This is a genomic window from Flaviramulus sp. BrNp1-15 (assembly GCF_022259695.1).
Taxonomy (GTDB): Bacteria; Bacteroidota; Bacteroidia; order Flavobacteriales; family Flavobacteriaceae; genus BrNp1-15.
The window spans coordinates 1,388,982-1,410,421 of sequence record NZ_CP092099.1 but is presented as its reverse complement, the minus strand read 5'-3'; the positions used below and the strand labels follow the sequence as shown (position 1 = coordinate 1,410,421).

Annotated in this window: 25 protein-coding genes; 10 read left to right on the top strand and 15 right to left on the bottom strand. The window is 30.0% G+C overall.

The annotated features are described in order from the left end of the window. Positions 1–74 precede the first annotated feature (74 nt). From MBM09_RS06375 to MBM09_RS06365, 3 genes are all read left to right on the top strand, one after another. Positions 75–1,523, top strand: coding sequence for a glyceraldehyde-3-phosphate dehydrogenase (locus tag MBM09_RS06375; RefSeq protein ID WP_238676012.1), 1,449 nt, complete (start codon positions 75–77; stop codon positions 1,521–1,523). Positions 1,524–1,667: 144 nt separating this feature from the next. After that, positions 1,668–2,294, top strand: coding sequence for a tRNA (guanine-N1)-methyltransferase (locus MBM09_RS06370; protein ID WP_238676011.1), 627 nt, complete (start codon positions 1,668–1,670; stop codon positions 2,292–2,294). A 118-nt stretch (positions 2,295–2,412) separates the two neighbouring features. Further along, positions 2,413–3,015 (top strand): YdeI family protein, encoded by a 603-nt coding sequence (locus MBM09_RS06365; RefSeq protein WP_238676010.1) that lies wholly within the window; start codon positions 2,413–2,415, stop codon positions 3,013–3,015. A gap of 21 nt (positions 3,016–3,036) precedes the next feature. Here MBM09_RS06365 and MBM09_RS06360 read toward each other — a convergent pair whose 3' ends face one another. From MBM09_RS06360 to nusB, 4 genes are all read right to left on the bottom strand, one after another. After that, entirely contained in the window at positions 3,037–3,228 is a 192-nt protein-coding gene (locus MBM09_RS06360; RefSeq protein WP_238676009.1) for a hypothetical protein, read from the bottom strand. Positions 3,229–3,639: 411 nt separating this feature from the next. Beyond that, positions 3,640–3,930, bottom strand: a complete 291-nt coding sequence (gene yajC, locus MBM09_RS06355; protein ID WP_238676008.1) for a preprotein translocase subunit YajC — start codon at positions 3,928–3,930, stop codon at positions 3,640–3,642. An 11-nt stretch (positions 3,931–3,941) separates the two neighbouring features. Then, positions 3,942–4,490 (bottom strand): DUF1573 domain-containing protein, encoded by a 549-nt coding sequence (locus tag MBM09_RS06350; RefSeq protein WP_238676007.1) that lies wholly within the window; start codon positions 4,488–4,490, stop codon positions 3,942–3,944. A gap of 78 nt (positions 4,491–4,568) precedes the next feature. Further along, on the bottom strand, positions 4,569–5,513 hold the full coding sequence (gene nusB / locus MBM09_RS06345; RefSeq protein ID WP_238676006.1) for a transcription antitermination factor NusB: 945 nt from the start codon (positions 5,511–5,513) through the stop codon (positions 4,569–4,571). 208 nt (positions 5,514–5,721) lie between these two features. Here nusB and MBM09_RS06340 point away from each other — a divergent pair, with 208 nt between their 5' ends. Both MBM09_RS06340 and MBM09_RS06335 read left to right on the top strand, forming a co-directional pair. Continuing rightward, positions 5,722–7,479, top strand: coding sequence for an ABC transporter ATP-binding protein (locus tag MBM09_RS06340; protein WP_238676005.1), 1,758 nt, complete (start codon positions 5,722–5,724; stop codon positions 7,477–7,479). 161 nt (positions 7,480–7,640) lie between these two features. Beyond that, positions 7,641–8,024 (top strand): PUR family DNA/RNA-binding protein, encoded by a 384-nt coding sequence (locus MBM09_RS06335; RefSeq protein WP_238676004.1) that lies wholly within the window; start codon positions 7,641–7,643, stop codon positions 8,022–8,024. A 54-nt stretch (positions 8,025–8,078) separates the two neighbouring features. On the opposite strand, the gene MBM09_RS06330 is transcribed toward MBM09_RS06335, so the two are convergent. From MBM09_RS06330 to MBM09_RS06320, 3 genes are read right to left on the bottom strand one after another with little or no spacing between them, the layout of a single operon-like run. Continuing rightward, positions 8,079–9,110, bottom strand: coding sequence for a lysophospholipid acyltransferase family protein (locus MBM09_RS06330; protein WP_238676003.1), 1,032 nt, complete (start codon positions 9,108–9,110; stop codon positions 8,079–8,081). Next, complete coding sequence (locus tag MBM09_RS06325; RefSeq protein ID WP_238676002.1) at positions 9,107–10,015, bottom strand: bile acid:sodium symporter family protein; 909 nt, start codon at positions 10,013–10,015, stop codon at positions 9,107–9,109. The genes MBM09_RS06330 and MBM09_RS06325 overlap by 4 nt, the downstream gene beginning before the upstream one ends. Positions 10,016–10,018: 3 nt before the next feature. Next, complete coding sequence (locus MBM09_RS06320) at positions 10,019–10,354, bottom strand: tRNA-binding protein (protein WP_238676001.1); 336 nt, start codon at positions 10,352–10,354, stop codon at positions 10,019–10,021. 47 nt (positions 10,355–10,401) lie between these two features. On the opposite strand from MBM09_RS06320, the gene MBM09_RS06315 reads away from it, so the two are divergent. Then, entirely contained in the window at positions 10,402–10,959 is a 558-nt protein-coding gene (locus MBM09_RS06315; protein WP_238676000.1) for a thioredoxin family protein, read from the top strand. Here MBM09_RS06315 and MBM09_RS06310 read toward each other — a convergent pair whose 3' ends face one another. The 6 genes from MBM09_RS06310 to recQ all read right to left on the bottom strand — a co-directional run bounded on the left by MBM09_RS06310 (position 10,960) and on the right by recQ (position 16,609). Next, positions 10,960–11,442 (bottom strand): GNAT family N-acetyltransferase, encoded by a 483-nt coding sequence (locus MBM09_RS06310; RefSeq protein WP_238675999.1) that lies wholly within the window; start codon positions 11,440–11,442, stop codon positions 10,960–10,962. 9 nt (positions 11,443–11,451) lie between these two features. After that, complete coding sequence (locus MBM09_RS06305; protein ID WP_238675998.1) at positions 11,452–11,997, bottom strand: YfiT family bacillithiol transferase; 546 nt, start codon at positions 11,995–11,997, stop codon at positions 11,452–11,454. 21 nt (positions 11,998–12,018) lie between these two features. Continuing rightward, positions 12,019–12,441, bottom strand: a complete 423-nt coding sequence (locus tag MBM09_RS06300; protein WP_238675997.1) for a hypothetical protein — start codon at positions 12,439–12,441, stop codon at positions 12,019–12,021. 134 nt (positions 12,442–12,575) lie between these two features. After that, positions 12,576–13,280, bottom strand: coding sequence for a lipopolysaccharide assembly protein LapB (locus MBM09_RS06295; protein WP_238675996.1), 705 nt, complete (start codon positions 13,278–13,280; stop codon positions 12,576–12,578). A 110-nt stretch (positions 13,281–13,390) separates the two neighbouring features. Next, positions 13,391–14,323 carry a peptidylprolyl isomerase gene (locus tag MBM09_RS06290; protein ID WP_238675995.1) on the bottom strand — a complete coding sequence of 311 codons (933 nt, stop codon included), beginning with the start codon at positions 14,321–14,323 and terminating at the stop codon, positions 13,391–13,393. An 81-nt stretch (positions 14,324–14,404) separates the two neighbouring features. Next, positions 14,405–16,609, bottom strand: coding sequence for a DNA helicase RecQ (gene recQ / locus MBM09_RS06285; protein ID WP_238675994.1), 2,205 nt, complete (start codon positions 16,607–16,609; stop codon positions 14,405–14,407). A 248-nt stretch (positions 16,610–16,857) separates the two neighbouring features. Here recQ and MBM09_RS06280 point away from each other — a divergent pair, with 248 nt between their 5' ends. From MBM09_RS06280 to lptB, 4 genes are all read left to right on the top strand, one after another. Further along, positions 16,858–17,775, top strand: coding sequence for an SIS domain-containing protein (locus MBM09_RS06280; protein WP_238676321.1), 918 nt, complete (start codon positions 16,858–16,860; stop codon positions 17,773–17,775). Next, complete coding sequence (gene tatC, locus MBM09_RS06275) at positions 17,775–18,608, top strand: twin-arginine translocase subunit TatC (RefSeq protein ID WP_238675993.1); 834 nt, start codon at positions 17,775–17,777, stop codon at positions 18,606–18,608. Before MBM09_RS06280 ends, tatC begins: the two co-directional genes overlap by 1 nt. Then, entirely contained in the window at positions 18,592–18,936 is a 345-nt protein-coding gene (locus MBM09_RS06270; protein WP_238675992.1) for a carboxymuconolactone decarboxylase family protein, read from the top strand. Before tatC ends, MBM09_RS06270 begins: the two co-directional genes overlap by 17 nt. Positions 18,937–19,063: 127 nt before the next feature. Then, positions 19,064–19,804, top strand: a complete 741-nt coding sequence (lptB, locus tag MBM09_RS06265; RefSeq protein WP_238675991.1) for an LPS export ABC transporter ATP-binding protein — start codon at positions 19,064–19,066, stop codon at positions 19,802–19,804. A gap of 8 nt (positions 19,805–19,812) precedes the next feature. On the opposite strand, the gene MBM09_RS06260 is transcribed toward lptB, so the two are convergent. Next, entirely contained in the window at positions 19,813–20,694 is an 882-nt protein-coding gene (locus tag MBM09_RS06260) for a DUF808 domain-containing protein (protein ID WP_238675990.1), read from the bottom strand. 14 nt (positions 20,695–20,708) lie between these two features. Next, complete coding sequence (locus tag MBM09_RS06255; RefSeq protein WP_238675989.1) at positions 20,709–21,431, bottom strand: phosphatidylcholine/phosphatidylserine synthase; 723 nt, start codon at positions 21,429–21,431, stop codon at positions 20,709–20,711. Positions 21,432–21,440: the final 9 nt, after the last annotated feature.

The window sequence follows — 21,440 nt, the reverse complement described above, 5'->3', positions numbered from 1 at the left end:
TTAATACGCTACGAAAACGTTTGAAATATGGTATTTTTGCGAAAATTTTCAACACAAACTAAACCATTTAAGCTATGAGTTTTGACAAAACTTATGAAAAAGAATTAGCCTTTCAAGCAGACCGTAGAAAGGCAACTGTAGAATTTATTAAAATAGTAAGCGATCTTTGGTACGACAAAGCTATCGAATTAGTGCTTTTCAGAAATCAACTAATAGATAGAAATGTTAGTCAAATTTTAAATCTGCATGAATATGCTGGTAAATTTGTACAAAAGCCAATTTCAATTTTTGATTCTGTAGAAATAGCTAAAGCTATTAAAACACTTGATATTCCTCCCGCAAAACTAGACATTGGAAAACTTACTTATGAATATCATTTAGAAGACAACAAACACAATAACGCTACTGCTTTTGTAGTATCAAAACTAAAAGATGCCAGTAAAAATGGAAATATAGAGCCTAAAGACGTTGTGCTTTATGGTTTTGGTAGAATTGGGCGTTTAGTAGCTCGCGAGCTTATGGTACGTACTGGAAAAGGCAGTCAATTGCGCTTAAGAGCTATTGTAACTCGTGGTGCTATTGATGAAAGAATACTTGAAAAAAGAGCTTCTTTATTAAGTAATGACTCTGTTCATGGTGATTTTCCGGGTACGGTTTCTGTAGATGTAAAAAACAAAGCTCTAATTATTAATGGTACTACTGTAAATATGATTTCTGCTAATGCTCCAGAAGATATAGATTACACAAAATTCAATATTAATAATGCTTTAATTATTGACAATACCGGTTCCTTTAGAGATTATGAAGCTCTAAAAAGACATTTAAAAGCTAAAGGTGCAGATAAGGTTTTACTAACTGCACCAGGTAAAGGTATTCCCAACATAGTACACGGTGTAAATCATCAAGAAAATAATCCAGATAAAAACGATATTTTTTCTGCAGCCTCATGTACAACAAATGCTATTACTCCTATTTTAAAAGCTATTGAAGATTCTTTTGGAGTAAAAAGCGGTCATCTAGAAACTATTCATGCTTACACAAACGATCAAAATTTAGTTGACAATTTCCATAATAAATACCGTCGTGGTAGAGCTGCAGGTTTAAATATGGTTATTACTGAAACCGGAGCTGGAAGTGCTGTTGCAAAAGCTTTACCAAGTTTAGAAGGTAAACTTACTTCAAATGCTATTCGTGTTCCTGTACCTAATGGGTCTTTGGCTATTTTAAATTTAGAACTAAAAAATAAAACATCTCTTAATGGGGTTAATACCATTTTAAAAAAGTATGCTTTAGAAGGCGATTTAGTCGAACAAATAAAATACGAGTTGAGTGACGAATTAGTATCTAGTGATATTGTAGGAAGTTCTGCTCCTTCAATTTATGATAGCAAAGCTACAATAGTTAGAAAAGATGGAAAAAACATTGTGCTTTACATATGGTATGATAATGAATATGGTTATAGCCATCAAGTTATTAGACTTGCAAAACATATAGCAAAAGTTAGACGTTATACATATTATTAATGGTTTAAAAATCTAAAATAAAATATCAGTCGTATATTAACTAGCCTCGTTTTATGAGGCTTTTTAATTATTTATAACCATATAATAAACAATATTTTATAAATTAGTAACCCAATTACAACTATTAAAACCTATCCGAAAGAAATGAATCCTATAAAATCTGTAATTTCCATAGTATTTACCTGCTTATTTACCTTAACAACATTTTCTCAAACTACCCCTGCTGAAGAAGATCAATTATCTTTAGACAGCGGAACCATAGATAATCAATTTGAATATGTTTTAAGGAAATCTGGTAATTTTAGAGGCACAAACGGGCAAATGTATGAAGCCGTAAAACTTAGCATGTTACTTACGCTAAGAGCACACACTATTGATTCTTTAAAAACAGTTCATAAAGATTTAGCAGATACTAAAGCTATTGTTAATGCTCAAGCAAAAGAAATTTCAGATTTAAAAGCAAATCTCTCAAACACACAAAACGATTTAACCCAAACGAATACTGAAAAAAACAGTATGTCTTTCTTTGGTGCACAAATGAGTAAAACTGGTTATAACGCCTTAATGTGGACTATAATAGCTGGCTTATTAGCCTTACTTATTTTATTTATTTATAAGTTTAAGAACAGTAATGCTGTAACACGTAATGCTAAAAAAGCTCTTGAAGAGATTGAAGAAGCTTTTGACGAACATCGTAAAACAGCTTTAGAACGTGAACAAAAAGTGAGGCGTCAATTGCAAGACGAAATTAATAAGCAGAAAAAAGCTTAATATATATTCAAATAAAGATTAAAACCTGTAACTTATTATTACAGGTTTTTTTTATTAAAATTAGATTGACTTTTTACAAAAAAAAGATAACTTCGTTTAAAAGTCAATAAATAAACTCATGAAAAAAATTTCCTCTGTTGAAGAATATATTGAAACTCAAACTAATTTTTCAGATGCCTTAACGTTACTTAGAGATATCATAAATTCAACCGAACTTAACGAATCTATAAAATGGTCTTCGCCTGTTTACGATTTAAACGGTAAAAATGTTATTGGTTTAGGAGCTTTTAAAAACCATTTTGGTATTTGGTTTTTTAATGGTGTGTTTTTAAAAGACAATCACAATTTACTTGTAAATGCTCAAGAAAACAAAACAAAAGCTTTAAGACAAATGCGTTTTGAGTCGATTAATCAAATTGATAAAAACGTTGTTTTAGCTTACATAAAAGAGGCTATTGAAAATCAAAAACTAGGGAAAGAGATAAAACCTAAAAAAACCACAAAAAAGGATGTTATTATTCCTTTAGAACTAAAACAAGAATTAGAATCTAATTCAGGTTTATTTGATGCCTTCAAACTTTTAACCCTAAGTAAACAACGAGAATATTGTGAGTATATAGACACCGCAAAACGTGAAGCCACAAAACAATCACGTTTAGAAAAAATTAAACCAATGATTTTACAAGGTGTTGGTTTACATGACAAATATAAAAACTGTTGATAGGTAATGCATAAACGTATATTAGATAAATAATATACAATCCTCAGTATCTTTTACTTCTCCATAATATGTTTCTCTATATTTATGTATTGTTTGTATAGGCAAACCAAATAAGCACTTTTTAATATAAGTCACTCTTGTAGTTAGCTCGCCCATTTTTACAGAGTAACGTTTCTCATATTTTGTTTTTCTTTTTATGTGTATAAATTTCATGTTTATATTTTTAAAAATTGTTTCTGAAATGATTTCTTAATTGATTGTTTCATCTAGAGTTTAAAAAAAACAAATAGATGATTATGAATTTAAATTATAGTTTAGTATTAGCTGAACACTAAAATGCAACTTATAATTAAAATTAATTGTAGGGGAAAAGTGGATTAAAATCCGGAATAAATATTAGAAAGTTGGAGGAATAAATTTATCAGACTGATTTCTAAAAACTAGAAAATTAAAGTTGAATATTCTACTATTCTGCTTTTCATGTAATCCTATATGCATTGCACAAATTTACATAAACAACTTGCTAATTCACAGTAATTAATGTTAAGGTTAACACAAAAACATATGTATGTATAAACAAAAAAACTCCCGATGGGAGTTTTTTTAAACTATTTTATTGATTTACTATTTTTTAGCTGGTGCATTAAGTTTTGTACTCATTTCCATAGAAATAGCTGAACGCTCAAATTTTACTTTACCAGACATAGTTTCTAAAATACAACTACCATCTTTATCGTTAAGTTCTAAAATTTTACCGTGCAATCCGCTTTTTGTAATAACTTTATCACCTTTTTTTAATTCGGCAGCAAATTTCTTTTCTTTTTTAGCACGTTTCATTTGTGGTGCTATCATAAAGAAATATACTACTACAAACATTAATACAAATGGTAGTAAACTACCCATTCCTTCTCCCATTTTTCTATTTTTTAGTCGTGATTATGTCCTTCGTGACCTGGTTGAGTACTAGACTTCACAGGCTGTTGTACTACAGGTCCGTTATTTAACGTTGGTGTAGGTTTTTTAGCATTTGGGTCAGGCTTTACAAATGCAGTGATTTTTACTATTTCAGAACCTTTTTCTGTGTTTGCCGTAACAGTTACTGTTTTAGAAACTTTATTAGTTCCACTTCCGTTAAACTTAACCGTAAATTTTCCTTCTGCTCCAGGAGCTAATGGTTCTCTACTCCAATCTTGTGGTACTGTACATCCACAAGAACTTTTAATATCTGTAATAACTAAAGGTGCGTCACCTACGTTTTTGTAATTAAAAGTAGTTTCAACAGCGGTTTTGGCCTCTATTTCACCAAAATCATGTTCTTTTTTATCAAACTCAATTACTGGAAATTTTGTTGCACTAGCATCTCTAGCTGCGGCTGCAGTTACATTACTTTCTTCAATTTTTTTTGCAGCATTGTCTTTACAAGAAGTAAAGGCGATTAAGCATAAAGCACCTAATCCTAATATTACTTTTTTCATGATAATTATTTTAATTTGGTTTGTAAAAATAGTAATTATTTATACGATTAAAAATTTTTGTGTTCTTCTTAACAGAAATTAAAGTAGTCCGCGACCAATTTTCTTTAACTCTCCAGCATTTTCATATTCTTTAACCAATTTGTCCAAAATACCATTTATAAAAATACTACTTTTTGGTGTAGAATATTCTTTTGATATTTCTAAATATTCATTGATTGTTACTTTTACTGGTATAGATGGGAAATTTTTAAGCTCACAGATTGCCATTTGTAATAAAGCATAATCTACATTTGCGATACGATCTGCATCCCAGTTTTGAGTTTTTTGTTCTATCTCTTTATTTATTGCTGTTCGGTTTAAAAGTGTTTTCTTAAATAAATCTATTGCAAACTGTTTATCTTCTGCATCTTTATACAATTTAGGTGTAAAAAAGCTTTCTGGTGATGCTACTTTAACCTTTCGTAATAACTTTAAAATAGTTGTATTTACCGTTGGAAGATCGTCTAACCAAGTTAAATTTTTGTCTTCTAAATATTCGTACAGCTTTTCGTTAGGTGCAATGATGTCTTTAAAAACATCTACGATAAAATCTTTATCTTCTTTAAAATCAGACACTCTAGTTTTCATATACTCTTTGTACAAATCACTAGCAGTAATGGCTTTAAAAATAATATCTACATACTCATTATCAAGTTCCCAATAATTAATTTTATGTGCTTTAAATTGATCTTTTAATTGAAGATTATCTTTTAAAAGCTTTAATAACTGATTGTTAACAAACTTTCTATTGGGATCTTTATCTTCTTTTGTAGCAAGGTGTTTTTTCTGTTTCTTTTGTAAGTCTTTTTCAGCTCTTTTTTGAACTTCAATTAACAAGGCGATTAATAACAAGTACAAGTTGTACATATTATCTATGCTAAAAAGTAAAAACTTCTGGTCTTTACTTAAATCATCACTTTCACTTCCTTTAAAGGCATACATGGTTTGCATTACCTTAACGCGTATGTGTCTTCTGTTTAGCATAATTACAAAGAACTTAAATTAAAAAAGATGAACATCTATTCATGGTTTTCGTGCCGCAAAAATAACACTATATTTAAAAAAACACACTTTATTATACATTTTATTATTACTAAATACTTTAAGCTATTTTTAACAATTAGTACACTTATCTAACAGAGTTAATTATCTTTTATACCTTATATTTGCCCTTCTATCTTTGTTCGAGTAAATGAAAGAATTACGACACTTATACAAGTACTTTTATAAATACAAAACGCAACTTTTAATAGGTGTTATTATTACCATTGCTGCTAGGTTATTTCTACTCTTTACCCCAAGATATGTAAAGAAAATTTTTGTTGTAATTGAAAATTACACAAAAGACACAATTACTAAAGACGTTTTTAAAGCTGAACTTTCTGAAGCTATCATTTACATTATTGGTGCCGCAATAATTGGAGGTATTCTTACTTTTTTTATGAGGCAAACCATTATAAATGTATCCAGATATATAGAGTTTGATTTAAAAAATGAAGTTTACGAACAGTACCAAAAACTATCATTAAATTTTTATAAGAAGAACAGAACAGGCGATTTAATGAACCGAATTACAGAAGATGTTGGTAGAGTGCGTATGTATGCTGGACCTGCAATTATGTATAGTATAAATACTATCACACTTTTTGTAATTGTAATTATTTACATGCTTAAAGCATCGCCTAAATTAACTTTGTATACTGTAATACCTTTACCAATTCTATCCATAATTATCTATAATTTAAGTAGAGAAATACATAAACGCAGTACAGTTGTGCAAGAATATTTATCTAAGCTATCTACTTTTACTCAAGAATCTTTTAGTGGTATTTCTGTAATAAAAGCTTATGGTATTGAGCCACAAACATCGGCTAATTTTAAAACTCTTGCCGGAGAAAGCAAAGAAAAACAAATAAGTTTAACAAAGGTTCAGGCTTGGTTTTTCCCTATGATGATTTTACTTATTGGCACAAGTAATTTATTAGTTATTTACATTGGTGGTATGCAATATATAAATGGCGAAATTGAAAGTATTGGTACTATTGCAGAGTTTATTATTTATGTAAATATGCTCACATGGCCAGTAGCAACGGTTGGATGGGTAACATCTATAATTCAGCAAGCTGAAGCATCTCAAAAACGAATTAATGAGTTTTTAAAAATTGAGCCAGAAATTATTAATACTGTTGATGCACATACAGAAATAACTGGAGATATAGCTTTTAAAAATGTTTCTTTTACTTATGATGACACAAATATTCAGGCTTTAAACAATGTAAGTTTTAAGGTAAAAGAAGGTGAAACTTTAGCGATTTTAGGTAAAACAGGCTCTGGAAAATCAACTATTTTAGATTTAATAGGAAGATTATATGATATTGACAAAGGTTCTATTATAATAAATAATACAAATATTAAAGCACTTAATTTAACCGATTTAAGAGAAAGCATTGGTTATGTGCCACAAGATGCCTTTTTGTTTTCAGACACCATTAGAAACAATATTAAATTTGGTAAACAAGATGCCAATCATGATGATGTTATTGAGGCTGCTAAAAATGCACAAGTACATAAAAATATCATGAATTTTAATAATGGGTATGATACGAAATTAGGAGAACGTGGTATAACACTTTCTGGTGGGCAAAAACAACGTGTATCAATTGCAAGAGCTATCATTAAATCTCCTAAAATATTGTTATTTGACGATTGTTTATCTGCCGTAGACACCGAAACAGAAGAAAAAATACTAAAAAGTCTTAATAAAATCTCTAAAGGAAAAACTTCAATTATAGTTGGTCACAGAGTATCATCTGCAAAAAATGCTGATAAAATAATTGTTTTAGACAACGGAAAAATCATTCAAGAAGGCACACACAATACCCTTATAAATGTAGATGGCTACTACAAAGACCTTTATTTAAAACAATTAAGCAAAAGCGAGTCTAAATAATTTATAAGTTCTCAAATTAAAATCACATGCTTTTTTTAACATTTGAATTAAAAATGTTAAAAAACAATATTTTAAAAAGAAACTTCATTATTTGTTGGTTAGTAACTGTTTTTTTTAGATTTTTGATACTTATTGAGTCTTAAATTAATTTCAATTAAAACATGAATAATAACGATATGATGGAGAAAGAGGAAATTTTTTCAAAAGTATTAAGAGCAGGAAGACGTACCTATTTTTTTGATGTTAGAGCAACTAAAGCTGATGATTATTACTTAACAATCACTGAAAGTAAAAAGTTCACAAATGACGATGGTTCGTATCACTACAAAAAGCATAAAATATACATTTACAAAGAAGATTTTGCTGAATTCAAGGAAATTTTAGCTGAAATGACTGATTACATCATTAGAGAAAAAGGTGATGAAGTAATTAGTGAAAGACACCAAAAAGACTTTAAAAAAGAATATAACAATGAGCCTAGTGTTACTGAGCCTGAATTAAAAAGTCCAGAAAACTTTACAGATATAGATTTTGATGATATATAATTATTTTCAAACCATATAAATTAAAATCCGTTACATTTTATGTAGCGGATTTTTTTATGTTTTTACTGTAATTAAAGCTATACATAAAACTAGTACTAAGTATGTAGAAGCTATAGCCAAAGAGAAACTTGAGACTAAAACAAACATCATAATTAAAACCCAAACAGGAACTAAAGTTATTGAAATAGCAAATCTAAAAGTAGATATAAATTCTACTTCTTTAATTTTTGGTTTCACTAAAAGCTTCCATATAACATATGGCACTATTAGCAACAGTATTAAAAGAGTTTTAAAAAATGGTTTTAAAACCGAGAAAGAGCTTTTCTTAAAGTTTTCATGAAATTTAAAGTTGCTAGATATAGTTTTATTAACGCTATTAGGTTTTAAAAAATCAACATTTAAATCATTAAGTCTTTTTAGTGTTTCTTCATAACTTTCAGAAGGAATATGTGTTGTAAGTTTTGATATTTCTTCATGTACTTTTTCTCTTAATTTTAAAACAGATTCATTTTTGTTTTCTAAAATAAAATCTTTTGCTTGCAATGGTTTTCCATAAAACAACGCTACACTATCAGGAAATTTTTCTGCATTTTTAAAATTTAAACCTACAGGAATTAGTTGTAAATCTGTTTCAGGGTATTTCTCGAAAGTTTCAAAAATAATTCTTGTAAATCCTTTACTTAATGGTCTTACCGTACGTTTTAAATTATGATTTCCTTCAGGGAATATAACCACAGTTTCATTTTTACTAAACAATTTGGCACATGTATTAAAAATGGCTCCGTTGTTTGATAAGTTATTCCATCCATCTCTAATGCGATATACAGGTAGCATTTGTAAACTTTTTAAAACCTTACCAACTATTGAGCTTTTAAAGACTCCTGCACGAGTTAAGAAATATAAAAAACGTTTATTATAGACTGCAATTATAAGGGCGTCTAGCAATGCATTTTGGTGATTAGCCAAAAACAAAACAGGCTTGTTCTTTGGAACATTTTCAATGCTATGGATATCTATTCTTTTAAAATAAAAAAACATCCCAAGCTTTAAATAGCTACGTACACTGTATAACCAGATATTTTTCAATACTTATTTTTTGAAGTTTTACCAGACCAATAAAATGCCATTGTTAAACCAGATAGAATATGCCAAATTCCCCAAAAAGCTGCTAAAATAGCCATTCCACCCATGCCCTTAAAAAATGTAAAAATCAACAATAAACCTAAACCAGAATTTTGTATTCCCGTTTCTATAGCTAATGTTTTTTGATTTATAAATGACAATCTAAATAACTTTGCCACCATAAAACCTGAAAAGATAGCCAATAGGTTATGCGAAATACCTAAAAGCAAAACATGGTCAATATAATTATTAAAAACATCAATATTATTTGAAAAGGCTATTATTACAATTAAGGCAAAAACTATTATTGAAAATGGTTTTAAAATTTTTGATAATTTACTAGCTAGTTTCTCATTTTTATATCTAAAAAACATCCCCAATACCAGCGGAATACCTAGAATTAAAAGCACGATTTTTATTAACTGAAAAGGATTTAATGCTACATCTTTTAATATTAAAGCTGTAGGTTGATATAAACTTCCGTAAAACTGAAAGTTAAAAGGTGTCATAAAAATAGCTATTAGCGTAGCAAATGCTGTTAAACTTACTGATAAGGCAGTATTTCCTTTTGCCAAATGCGTCATAAAGTTAGAGATATTTCCACCAGGACAAGCTGCAACCATTATCATTCCTAAAGCAATACTTGGCTGTGGCTTAATAATAATTACAAAAAGGAACGTTAAAAGAGGCAACAAAATAAACTGAGAAAAAATTCCAACAAACAGTAATTTAGGTGTTTTAAGTAACTGCTTAAAATCGTCAACTTTTATACCTAAAGCAACTCCAAACATAACAACTGCAAGTGCTATGTTTAAAACCCATAATCCGTTACTGTCAAAATGTATTTTTACTTGATCTAACTCCTGCATATTTTAAGCGACAACGCTACCATTTTTTACTTTGTGTTCTGGGTTTAGTAAAATAACATCTTTACCATTAACAGCACCTAAAACCAGACATTCACTCATAAATTTAGCAATTTGCTTTTTCGGAAAATTTATAACAGCAACAATTTGCCTATGCAATAAATCCTCTTTATTATATAGCGTTGTTATTTGAGCAGAAGATTTTTTTATTCCTAAATCACCAAAATCAATGGTTAGTTGATATGCTGGTTTTCGTGCTTCTGGAAAATCGTTAACTTCAATAATAGTACCTACTCTTAAATCAACTTTAGTGAAATCTTCAAAAGTTATTGTCTTATTCATTTTTTAAAAATACAAATAATAACGAACTTTGAGTAAAACTTATAATTATGGCGAATACTCCATCAAACATGATTCCTTTGGGGACACAAGCACCAGATTTTAATCTATTTGATACTGTATCTCAAAAAAAATTGTCTCTTCAAGAAGGAAAAGGTAATGAAGGCACCGTTATTATGTTTTTATGCAACCATTGCCCGTTTGTTATTCATATAAATAAAGTACTTGTAACTATTGCTAACACTTACGCGGAAAAAGGTATTGGTTTTATTGCTATTTCTAGTAACGATGTTGAAAACTATCCACAAGATGGTCCTGATAAAATGATGATTCATGCTGAGGAAAACAACTATCCGTTCCCGTATTTATATGACGAAACACAAGATATAGCCAAAGTTTACGATGCAGCTTGCACACCAGATTTGTACGTGTTTGATAAAAGTTTAAACTTGATATACAGAGGACAATTGGATGATTCCAGACCCGGAAATGGAATTCCTGTTACCGGAAAAGATTTAAAACATGCTCTGGATTGTTTACTTGAAAACAAAGAAAATTTAGAATCACAAAAACCAAGTATTGGTTGCAATATTAAATGGAAGAAATAATTATAAAGTCAACTGCCAAAAGCCAACATCTAACCATTTATTGAACTTATAGCCTACTTCTTTAAAATGTGCTACTTGCTTAAACCCAAATTTTTCATGCAGTTTTACACTGGCTTCGTTTGGTAGAGTTAAACCACCAACAATAACATGGTAGTTTTCTTTTTTTAATTGGGCTAAAAGTTCAGCATACAACTTTGTGCCAATTTGTTTACCTTGAGCTTCGTAATGCAAATAAACCGTTGATTCAACAGTATTTTTATATGCTGGTTTCTCTCTCCATTTATTGGCATAAGCATAACCTAAAATTTTATTATTTTCTTCAAAAACAATAAATGGAAACGATTTAGAAACAGTTTCTATTTTAGTTTTAAAAGCTTCTGTTGTAAAAGGAATATTATCAAAGGTAACTATGGTATTCTTCACATAATAGTTATAAATATCAACTATTTCTTGTGCGTCTTCAGGTTGTACTTTCCTAATCATAGTTAAATTCTATAACCAATTTTCTCGTTTCAATAAATTCTCGATATGTACATAATGATGGTTGCTATGCCATGCATAAATGCCAATATTCTTTTTTAAAGGAACTTCACTATTAGTTTCTGGATGAATGAAACATTTGTTTAAATCGTCATCATTCAATGTTTTAAGTAAATAGGTTAACTTCGTGTGAATTGCTCTTAAATGCTGTAAAGACATTTTAATAGGAGCTGTTTTAGCATCAATAAGTTCTGCCCACCTTTCCTCAAAATAAGCTTTTATAATGGGTTTATCTTCAGTTAAACTCCATTTAAAACGTGTATAACTATGATGATGACTATCTGAAAGATGATGAACAACCTGTCTCACAGTCCAACCTTCTGGTCTGTAAGGTGTGTCAAGTTGTTTATCTGTTAAATCTTTAACTAGGTTTTCTAATCTATTAGGAAATTCCTCTAAAATAGAAATCCAATTTTCAATATGTTGTTTTGAAATATTTGTTGGACAATTAAATTGCCCGATAGGATATTTTAAATTTTGTAGCTCTTGTCCTGTCATAAGAACAAATATAAAGAATTGTCAAGCAACTTCTACCAACCCTATTTTTACATAATTTACTGCAGCATACAGGTTTTCAAAATGCTTTATTTTGTTTTTAAAGAATAGCTTTTCAATCATTAAATTTAAAACGCCTCCTTTGTTTTCTGAAACTACGCAATAAGCTTTTAAAGAATAACTATGCTTAAAGAATTTTAACCAATCTGTAGCTACTACAGAATAAGAATGAATTCTGTTAGTTATGTAGATAATATCTTCTCCATTTGTATTTAGATAAGTTGTAACATCTTTCACTATTAATTTGGCATGGTCATCCCAATTTAAAGTTTTTCCACGTTTAATTTCTGAAACGACAAACCCCTCAAAAACAAACACATCACCAAAAGAATAATTAAATTCTTTTAATACTTCACTATACAAATCTGTCTCTTTAATGCTAATCATGCCACAAAAATATTTCTTTATTATGCATGCATAAAATATTTTCGTTAAACTAGATGAATAATAAGATGAGTTTAATTTTTCGCGTTAAAAAACTACTTCAATCGAAGTGGTTGTAAGAAATATTAAACATGCTTTTAGTTATGCTTTTTAGAATAAGTATCAACATATTTTTTGGCTCGCTTATTATCACTGTTCATTTCATAAGATTTATTATAATTTATATAAGCTTGTAAGCTATCACCGTTTTTCAAATACGCTTCAGCTAAACTATCATATACATTACTACTTTCAGGATATAATGCAACATTTATTTTAAATACTTCTATTGCTCTTTCAGCTTTGTTTTCACGAAGTAAATCATACCCCATACTATTTACCAATCGCTCTTCAATTAAAACACTTGTAGAATCTTGTTTTTTAATTTCTAAATACCCTGCTAAGGCTTTTTTGTATTCTTTATTTTTAAGGTACATTCTTGGGGTTTTAAAAGAATCACTAACTTTTAAATAATCATAACTAATTAAATTTTCGTCTTCTTTAGAAATTTTAGACAAATACCTTTTTTTTGTTTTTGGATGCTGAACAAAATGAAGTTTCGTGTACATATCTGGTACAAAAAAAATGCTATCATCTATAATAACAGGTTTAATTTTTTCTGCGCCTTTCCATTTTAAAAATAATGTTTTGTCTTTGTAATATACATCAATAACCTCATCATGATTATATAAATACCGTCCAGATGTTTGCTCTATATATTCTTCTGAATAATCTATATTTTTAGAACAACTTGAAAGAATCACTATAAAAAACAAAGAGAATAATATGGCTTTAGTTTTCATTTTGGTTTGATTAGTTTTATGATAAAAATATGAGCAAAAAAAAAAGTCTCATTATAAATGAGACGATTTTTTTAAAAATTTGTTACTTATATAAGTATGATATGCTGTACTTATTTTACATCCATCAACTCTACATCAAACACTAAAGTAGCATCTGGTGGAATTACACCTCCTGCACCTCTACTTCCATAACCTAAATGGCTAGGTATAACAAAACGTGCTTTATCTCCAATTTTTAATAATTGAATACCTTCATCCCATCCAGAAATTACTTGTCCCATTCCTAAAGGAAAATCAATTGGTGCGTTACGTTTATATGAAGAATCAAAAACAGTTCCGTCTGACAATTGTCCTTTGTAATGCACAGATACTGTTTTACCCTTTTCTGCTTTTGCGCCATTACCTTCTTGAATAATTTGGTAACGCAAACCACTTTCTGTTTTTTTAAATCCAGCAGCTAGTTTATCTAACTCAGCTTCAGCAGCGGCTTTAGCTTCAGCTAATCTTTTTTCTCTTGAACCTTCAAAAGTTCTAAAAGCTTCAACAGCATTATAAGCTTCTGCATCTGCACCAACACGTAAAATTTCTATACTTTCAATCGTATCACCTTGCTCGATAGCATCTACAACTTCTTGACCATGTTCAACTTTACCAAAAACAGTGTGCTTATTATCTAACCAAGCTGTTTCAATATGAGTTATAAAAAACTGACTTCCATTTGTTCCAGGACCTGCATTTGCCATAGATAAAACTCCCGGGCCATCGTGTTTTAAATCTGGGTGAAATTCATCATCAAATTGGTAACCAGGATTTCCTGAACCTGATCCTTGAGGACAACCACCTTGAATCATAAAATCTGGAATAACTCTGTGAAATTTTAAACCATTATAATAAGGTGTACCTTGTGGTTTTACTTTGTTTTCTAAATTTCCTTCTGCTAAAGCTACAAAGTTACCAACCGTTCCAGGTGTTTTTTTGTACTCTAAAGCAACAAGAATTTCTCCTTTTGTAGTATTAAATTTTGCGTATAAACCGTCTTGCATTGTTCTAATTTTTAAGAAAGTGCAAAGATAAGCAATGAAGCTTGAAGACGGAAGCTTGAAGCTAGATTGTTTTAAGAAAATTTAATTGGCAACTTCACTAATAAATTTTATGCGATATAAACGCAATTCTTCATCATCATAATCGCCATCAAACTCTTCTATAGCAGCAGAAATACTATCAGATTCAGATTCCATGAAATAATCATGAATTTCTTCTTGCTGATCTTCATCTAAAATATCATGAATCCAATAATCTATATTTAATTTAGTTCCAGAGTAAACTATGGCTTCCATTTCTTTTATAAACTCTTCCATAGACATACCTTTTGAAGATGCTATATCGTCTAATGGTAATTTTCTATCAATATTTTGAATGATGTATAGTTTGTTTGCAGAATTACTACCAGTTGATTTTACAACTAAATCGTCTGGACGAATAATATCATTTTCATCAACGTATTTAGCAATTAGTTCAACAAAGTCTTTTCCATATTTTTTCGCTTTTCCATCGCCTACACCATGAACATTACTAAGTTCTGCTAACGTTATAGGATATTTTAACGCCATATCTTCTAAAGAAGGATCTTGAAAAATAACAAATGGTGGAACTCCTAATTTTTTTGCATTCTTTTTACGTAAATCCTTTAGCATGCCCATTAAGACTTCATCTGCAACTGCTCCTCCACCTTTTGCTGCAGTAACAATAGTTCCATCTTCTTGTTCTCCTTCAAACACATGGTCTTCGGTCATCATAAAAGATTCAGGTTTTTTTATAAAAGTTTTGCCTGATTCAGTTAGTTTTATAACTCCATAAGTTTCAATATCTTTTTTAAGGTAGCCAACAACCAATACCTGTCTTAATAAGGCCATCCAATACTTTTTGTCTTTGTCTTTTCCTTTTCCGAAGAATGGCTGCTCGTTGGTTTTATGGGAATTTATTAATGCATTTTCTTTACCTGTTATAACATTAACTAAATCTTTAGACTTATACTTTTCGTTTGTATTTTCAATAGTTTCTAATAGAACTACAACATCATCTTTGGCTTCATGTTTCTTCTTAGGATGCCTTACGTTATCATCCATATCGCCTCCTTCGCCTGTTTTATTATCAAATTCTTCACCAAAATAATGCAAAATAAACTTTCTTCTGGATATGGAAGTTTCGGCAAAAGCCACTACTTCCTGTAATAAGGCATGCCCAATTTCTTGTTCTGCTACGGGTTTTCCAGACATGAATTTTTCCAGCTTTTCTATATCCTTATAGGCATAATATGCTAAACAATGTCCTTCTCCTCCATCGCGTCCAGCTCTTCCTGTTTCTTGGTAATAACTTTCAATACTTTTTGGAATATCATGATGAATTACAAAGCGTACATCGGGTTTATCTATTCCCATACCAAATGCAATAGTTGCAACAACAACATCTACATCTTCCATAAGAAATTTATCCTGATGACTCGATCTTGTCTTTGCATCTAAACCAGCATGATAAGGCACTGCATTTATACCGTTAACTTGAAGCACTTGTGCCAATTCTTCAACACGCTTTCTGCTTAAACAATAAACAATACCAGATTTTCCTTCATTTTGTTTAATAAAACGAATAATATCAGCATCTACATTTTTTGTTTTTGGGCGTACTTCATAATATAAATTATGTCTATTAAAAGACGCTTTAAAAGTATTTGCCCCAGTAATACCAAGATTTTTTATAATATCTTCTTGTACTTTAGGCGTAGCTGTAGCGGTTAAACCAATTATGGGAATATTATCTCCTATTCTACCAATAATACTTCTTAAATTTCTGTATTCTGGTCTAAAATCATGCCCCCATTCACTTATACAGTGTGCTTCATCAATCGCCATGAAAGATATTTTAACCGATCTTAAAAACTCTACATTTTCTTCTTTAGTCAAAGACTCTGGAGCAACATAAAGTAATTTGGTAACACCATTTACTATATCTTCTTTAACTCGCTTTACTTCGGTTTTATTTAATGAAGAATTAAGCACATGTGCTATACCTTCTTCATTTGAAACACCTCTAATGGCATCTACCTGATTTTTCATTAAAGCTATTAATGGAGACACTACTATAGCTGTACCTTCTTGCATTAAAGCAGGCAATTGGTAACAAAGAGACTTTCCGCCTCCTGTTGGCATGATTACAAATGTATGATTACCTGATAAAATACTTTCAACAACATCTTCTTGAAGACCTTTGAATTTGTTAAATCCAAAATACTTTTTTAGTGCAGCATGTAATTCACTTTTAACTATCAACATGAATTATATAAAATTTATTTTCTTATTAAACACCATAAAACATCAAAAATCATTTTAATAAATTTAATGATGCTTTTTGAGAAACCCCTCATATTTTTTTCGTTAGTTTTGTAACGAAAATCGAAATTAAACCAAAATTCGATTTGGCCATCACTAAAGATAACAAAAACTTTAAAAAATCAACAAAAAAATAATAAATTTTGAAAGACAGAAATTCTATTATTAACCTAGCGAAGCAAACTATTAAGATGGAAAGTGAAGCCATTTTAAATTTGTCTAACCTTATAACTGATGATTTTGCAGAAGCTGTTCAACTTATATACAATTCAAAAGGACGTGTTATTATTACCGGAATTGGTAAAAGTGCTATAATAGCCAATAAAATTGTTGCTACTTTAAATTCTACAGGTACACCTGCTATTTTTATGCATGCTGCCGAAGCTATTCACGGCGATTTAGGACTTATTCTTAAAGACGACATTGTTATTTGTATTTCTAACAGTGGTAATACAGCAGAAATTAAGGTGCTTATACCATTAATAAAAAGAGCCAACAATAATATTATTGCTATTACAGGTAGTAAGGATTCTTTTCTAGGACAAAACGCTGATTATATTTTAAATGCTTTTGTTGAAAAAGAAGCTTGCCCAAATAACCTTGCTCCTACAACCAGCACTACTGCACAGTTAGTAATTGGCGATGCACTTGCAATATGTTTATTAGAATTACGTGGTTTTTCAAGTAATGATTTTGCAAAGTATCATCCAGGTGGGGCTTTAGGTAAAAAGTTGTATTTACGCGTACAAGATATTTCTTCTGTAAACGAAAAACCTAAAGTTAATGCAGATACCAGTATAAAAAATGTAATTGTTGAGATTACAGAAAAAATGTTGGGAGTTACTGCTGTAGTTGAAAATGATAAAATTATAGGTATTATTACCGATGGTGATTTACGTAGAATGCTCTCCAAAGTAGACGATTTTTCTAAATTAACTGCAAAAGATATTATGGGAGCTAATCCAAAAAGCATTCATGCAGACGCTATGGCTATTGATGCTTTAGAAGTAATGGAAGTTAACGATATTTCTCAATTGCTAGTGGAAGATAATGGTAAATACGCTGGTGTAGTACATTTACACGATTTAATAAAAGAAGGTATTATATAATGGCAAAAAAAGATATAAATGAGATGTCTTTTTTAGATCATCTTGAAGATTTACGTTGGCATTTAATTAGAATATGTATTGCAGTTATTTTAGTTGCAACCTTAGCTTTTATTTTTAGCCGATTTGTTTTTAATGAAATTATTTTCGCTCCGTTAGAAATGAGTTTCCCAACTTATAGTTTTTTGTGTGAAACAGCTAAATTTATTGGGGTTGACACTACGTTTTGTGCAGAAAAAATGCCCATGATAATACAAAACCGTACCATGGCTGGACAGTTTTCTGCAGATATATGGACTGCTATTCTTGGTGGTTTTATAATTTCATTTCCATATGTTATTTATCAATTATGGAAATTTATAAGTCCTGGTTTACATGATAACGAACGCAGACATTCTCGTGGTTTCATTATCATTTCATCACTATTATTTTTTATAGGTGTGCTTTTTGGATACTATATTGTTACACCTTTATCTCTTAACTTTTTAGCTAATTATAGTATTTCAGAAATTGTAGATAATCAAATAGACATAAGCTCTTATATAGCATTAGTACGCTCATCAGCATTAGCATCTGGCTTAATTTTTGAGCTACCAATCATCATTTACTTTTTAACTAAAATTGGATTAGTTACTCCAGAAATATTAAGAAAATATAGAAAATACGCTCTGGTAATTGTGTTAATTCTTTCTGCAATTATTACACCACCAGATATTGCAAGTCAAGTTATAGTTGCTATACCAATATTAATATTATACCAAATAAGTATTTATATTTCCAAGATCGTGGTTAGAAATCAAAAACGAAAAGAAAAACAACATGTCAAACCTAGTTAAAGAATTTAATGATTATCGAGCTAAAATGAACGATAAAATTTTAGCAGATAACAACAAGGTGATTAAGCGCATTTTTAATTTAGATACTAACGCTTACGCGGAAGGTGCTTTAGATGTTAAAACAAAAGAACTTTTAGGTTTGGTGGCATCGGCAGTTTTAAGATGTGATGATTGTATTAAATATCATTTAGAAACAAGTTATAAAATAGGCTTAAAAAAAGAAGAAGTTGTAGAAGCTTTAAGTATTGCAACTTTAGTTGGTGGGACTATAGTTATCCCGCATTTACGTCGTGCTTACGAATTTTGGGATGCATTGGAAGCCCAGTAAAAGAAATTTAATAATTCTCTTTTACTGAAATTCCCGCTTTTGCGAGAATGACAATTTCAAAGGAACCTCAACGTTATAACGTTGAGTATTACTTTTTCAATTAAATAAAAATTACGTTATTGCAAATATGATTTTAAGAGCTGAAAATTTAATGAAGTCCTACAGCGGGCGAAAAGTGGTAAAAGACGTTTCTCTTGAAGTAAACCAAGGAGAAATTGTTGGCCTTTTAGGACCTAATGGTGCTGGAAAAACAACTTCTTTTTATATGATTGTTGGCTTAATAAAACCTAATGGTGGTCATATATATTTAGATAATACCGAAATCACAAACTACCCTATGTACAAACGTGCACAAAACGGTATTGGATATTTAGCGCAAGAAGCTTCGGTTTTTAGAAAACTAAGTATAGAAGATAACATTTTAAGTGTACTACAGCTTACTAAACTGAGTAAAAAAGAGCAAATTCATAAAATGGAATCGCTTATTGAAGAGTTTGGTTTAGGGCATATAAGAAAAAGTCGTGGCGATTTATTATCTGGAGGAGAGCGCCGTCGTACAGAAATTGCTCGTGCTTTAGCAACCGATCCTAATTTTATTCTTTTAGATGAACCTTTTGCAGGGGTAGATCCTGTTGCGGTTGAAGATATACAACGTATTGTAGCACAACTTACCAAAAAGAATATTGGTATTTTAATTACAGACCATAACGTACAAGAAACACTTGCCATTACAGATAGAACCTATTTAATGTTTGAAGGTGGTATTTTAAAACATGGTAGTCCTGAAGAACTTGCTGCAGACGAAATGGTACGTAAAGTATATTTAGGGCAGAACTTTGAGCTTAGAAAGAAAAAAATTAGGGACTAAAACAACGATTAGCCCTTTATCTTTTTAAAAATATACTTACCAAACTTAAATAAGATTAAAGCTATTAAGCCTACTATAAGACCTATTATAAACTCAATAATAATTGAAGGAAGGTTAATGTCTTCAACTAAATGGTGTATAAATTCAATATTATGAACAAAAATACCACCTGCCACAAGAATTAAAGCTATGGTACCTATAACTGCTAAGCTTCTTATAATTATTGGTAAAGCTCTTACAAGAAAGTTTCCTATAAACTTAACAAATGAGTTCCCGTTACTTATTTTAATTAATCGGTAACCAAAATCGTCCATTCTTACCAATAACGCTACAATACCATAAACACCAACTGTAGCTATAATACATACAATTGATACAATAATGATTTGAAACGTTAAAGATCTGTCTAAAACCGTTCCAAGCGCAATGATTACGATTTCAACAGATAATATAAAATCTGTAAAAATAGCAGATTTAATTTTTTTCTTTTCTAACAATAATAATTCTTCTTTGGGTAAATCTAAATCAATGTCAGGTTTAACTTTAACTTCCTTATGTGGTATAAAAAATTCATAAATTTTTTCAACACCTTCAAAAGCTAAATAAATCCCACCAAGAATTAAGGCTAAAGTTATTGCCCAAGGCACAAAAGCACTTAATAAAAAGGCTATGGGTAAAATAATGACTTTATTTAAAGCCGAACCTTTTGTAATGGACCATAATACGGGCAGTTCTCTTGATGACACAAAGCCCGTAGCTTTTTCAGCATTTACAGCTAAATCGTCACCTAAAATACCTGCTGTTTTTTTAGTAGACACTTTGGTCATAACAACAACATCGTCCATAAGGGCAGCGATATCATCTAACAATGCAAAAATTCCTGAAGCCATATAAAATTTTTAAATTACTTATCTAAAAGGGAAAGGATTATATAAACTAAAATTATTAGTGGTATAGCAGCAAATTGTAAAACAATTAAGAGAACTATACACAGTAGTATAAAAATATATCTAATAGCATTATTTTTAAAGCTCCAATCCTTAAATTTTAAAGCGAAGAGCTTAATACTTGAGTTTAATAGGTAACAACTTAAAACAGTTAAGGCTATTAAAAACCATTTGTTTAAAATAATGACATTAATGGCATCATTGTTTTGAAACTCTAATATTAAAGGTAATGATATTATTAATAAAGTATTTGCTGGGGTTGGTAAACCTCTAAAATAAGTTTGTTGATCTTCATCTATATTAAATTTAGCTAATCTATAAGCTGAAGCCAACGTAATTGCTAAACCTAAAATTGGGATTAAAGAAACTTCATTAAAATTTAAAATAGAATCACTATTCATTTCTCCCCAACTAGTATGAGATAAGTCTAAAAGTTTATACATCACTAATCCTGGAACCAATCCACTAGTAACCATATCTGCTAAAGAGTCTAACTGAATGCCTAATTCACTTTGCACATTAAGTTTTCTGGCTGCAAAACCATCAAAAAAATCAAAAAATATACCCAAAAACACAAAAAGTGAAGCTGTAACAAAGTTATCATTAATCACAAAAATCACCGCTATACTACCGCAAAGTAAATTTAAAAGTGTTAGAGCATTAGGTATAAATCGTTTCATATACTTATT

What these genes read in the sequence shown, in the direction of transcription:
- MBM09_RS06375 (WP_238676012.1), top strand. Translation starts at nt 75, where the DNA reads ATGAGTTTTGACAAAACTTATGAAAAAGAATTAGCCTTTCAAGCAGAC.
- MBM09_RS06370 (WP_238676011.1), top strand. Translation starts at nt 1,668, where the DNA reads ATGAATCCTATAAAATCTGTAATTTCCATAGTATTTACCTGCTTATTT.
- MBM09_RS06365 (WP_238676010.1), top strand. Translation starts at nt 2,413, where the DNA reads ATGAAAAAAATTTCCTCTGTTGAAGAATATATTGAAACTCAAACTAAT.
- MBM09_RS06360 (WP_238676009.1), bottom strand. Translation starts at nt 3,228, where the DNA reads ATGAAATTTATACACATAAAAAGAAAAACAAAATATGAGAAACGTTAC.
- yajC (WP_238676008.1), bottom strand. Translation starts at nt 3,930, where the DNA reads ATGGGAGAAGGAATGGGTAGTTTACTACCATTTGTATTAATGTTTGTA.
- MBM09_RS06350 (WP_238676007.1), bottom strand. Translation starts at nt 4,490, where the DNA reads ATGAAAAAAGTAATATTAGGATTAGGTGCTTTATGCTTAATCGCCTTT.
- nusB (WP_238676006.1), bottom strand. Translation starts at nt 5,513, where the DNA reads ATGCTAAACAGAAGACACATACGCGTTAAGGTAATGCAAACCATGTAT.
- MBM09_RS06340 (WP_238676005.1), top strand. Translation starts at nt 5,722, where the DNA reads ATGAAAGAATTACGACACTTATACAAGTACTTTTATAAATACAAAACG.
- MBM09_RS06335 (WP_238676004.1), top strand. Translation starts at nt 7,641, where the DNA reads ATGAATAATAACGATATGATGGAGAAAGAGGAAATTTTTTCAAAAGTA.
- MBM09_RS06325 (WP_238676002.1), bottom strand. Translation starts at nt 10,015, where the DNA reads ATGCAGGAGTTAGATCAAGTAAAAATACATTTTGACAGTAACGGATTA.
- MBM09_RS06320 (WP_238676001.1), bottom strand. Translation starts at nt 10,354, where the DNA reads ATGAATAAGACAATAACTTTTGAAGATTTCACTAAAGTTGATTTAAGA.
- MBM09_RS06315 (WP_238676000.1), top strand. Translation starts at nt 10,402, where the DNA reads ATGGCGAATACTCCATCAAACATGATTCCTTTGGGGACACAAGCACCA.
- MBM09_RS06310 (WP_238675999.1), bottom strand. Translation starts at nt 11,442, where the DNA reads ATGATTAGGAAAGTACAACCTGAAGACGCACAAGAAATAGTTGATATT.
- MBM09_RS06305 (WP_238675998.1), bottom strand. Translation starts at nt 11,997, where the DNA reads ATGACAGGACAAGAGCTACAAAATTTAAAATATCCTATCGGGCAATTT.
- MBM09_RS06300 (WP_238675997.1), bottom strand. Translation starts at nt 12,441, where the DNA reads ATGATTAGCATTAAAGAGACAGATTTGTATAGTGAAGTATTAAAAGAA.
- MBM09_RS06295 (WP_238675996.1), bottom strand. Translation starts at nt 13,280, where the DNA reads ATGAAAACTAAAGCCATATTATTCTCTTTGTTTTTTATAGTGATTCTT.
- MBM09_RS06290 (WP_238675995.1), bottom strand. Translation starts at nt 14,323, where the DNA reads ATGCAAGACGGTTTATACGCAAAATTTAATACTACAAAAGGAGAAATT.
- recQ (WP_238675994.1), bottom strand. Translation starts at nt 16,609, where the DNA reads ATGTTGATAGTTAAAAGTGAATTACATGCTGCACTAAAAAAGTATTTT.
- MBM09_RS06280 (WP_238676321.1), top strand. Translation starts at nt 16,858, where the DNA reads ATGGAAAGTGAAGCCATTTTAAATTTGTCTAACCTTATAACTGATGAT.
- tatC (WP_238675993.1), top strand. Translation starts at nt 17,775, where the DNA reads ATGGCAAAAAAAGATATAAATGAGATGTCTTTTTTAGATCATCTTGAA.
- MBM09_RS06270 (WP_238675992.1), top strand. Translation starts at nt 18,592, where the DNA reads ATGTCAAACCTAGTTAAAGAATTTAATGATTATCGAGCTAAAATGAAC.
- lptB (WP_238675991.1), top strand. Translation starts at nt 19,064, where the DNA reads ATGATTTTAAGAGCTGAAAATTTAATGAAGTCCTACAGCGGGCGAAAA.
- MBM09_RS06260 (WP_238675990.1), bottom strand. Translation starts at nt 20,694, where the DNA reads ATGGCTTCAGGAATTTTTGCATTGTTAGATGATATCGCTGCCCTTATG.
- MBM09_RS06255 (WP_238675989.1), bottom strand. Translation starts at nt 21,431, where the DNA reads ATGAAACGATTTATACCTAATGCTCTAACACTTTTAAATTTACTTTGC.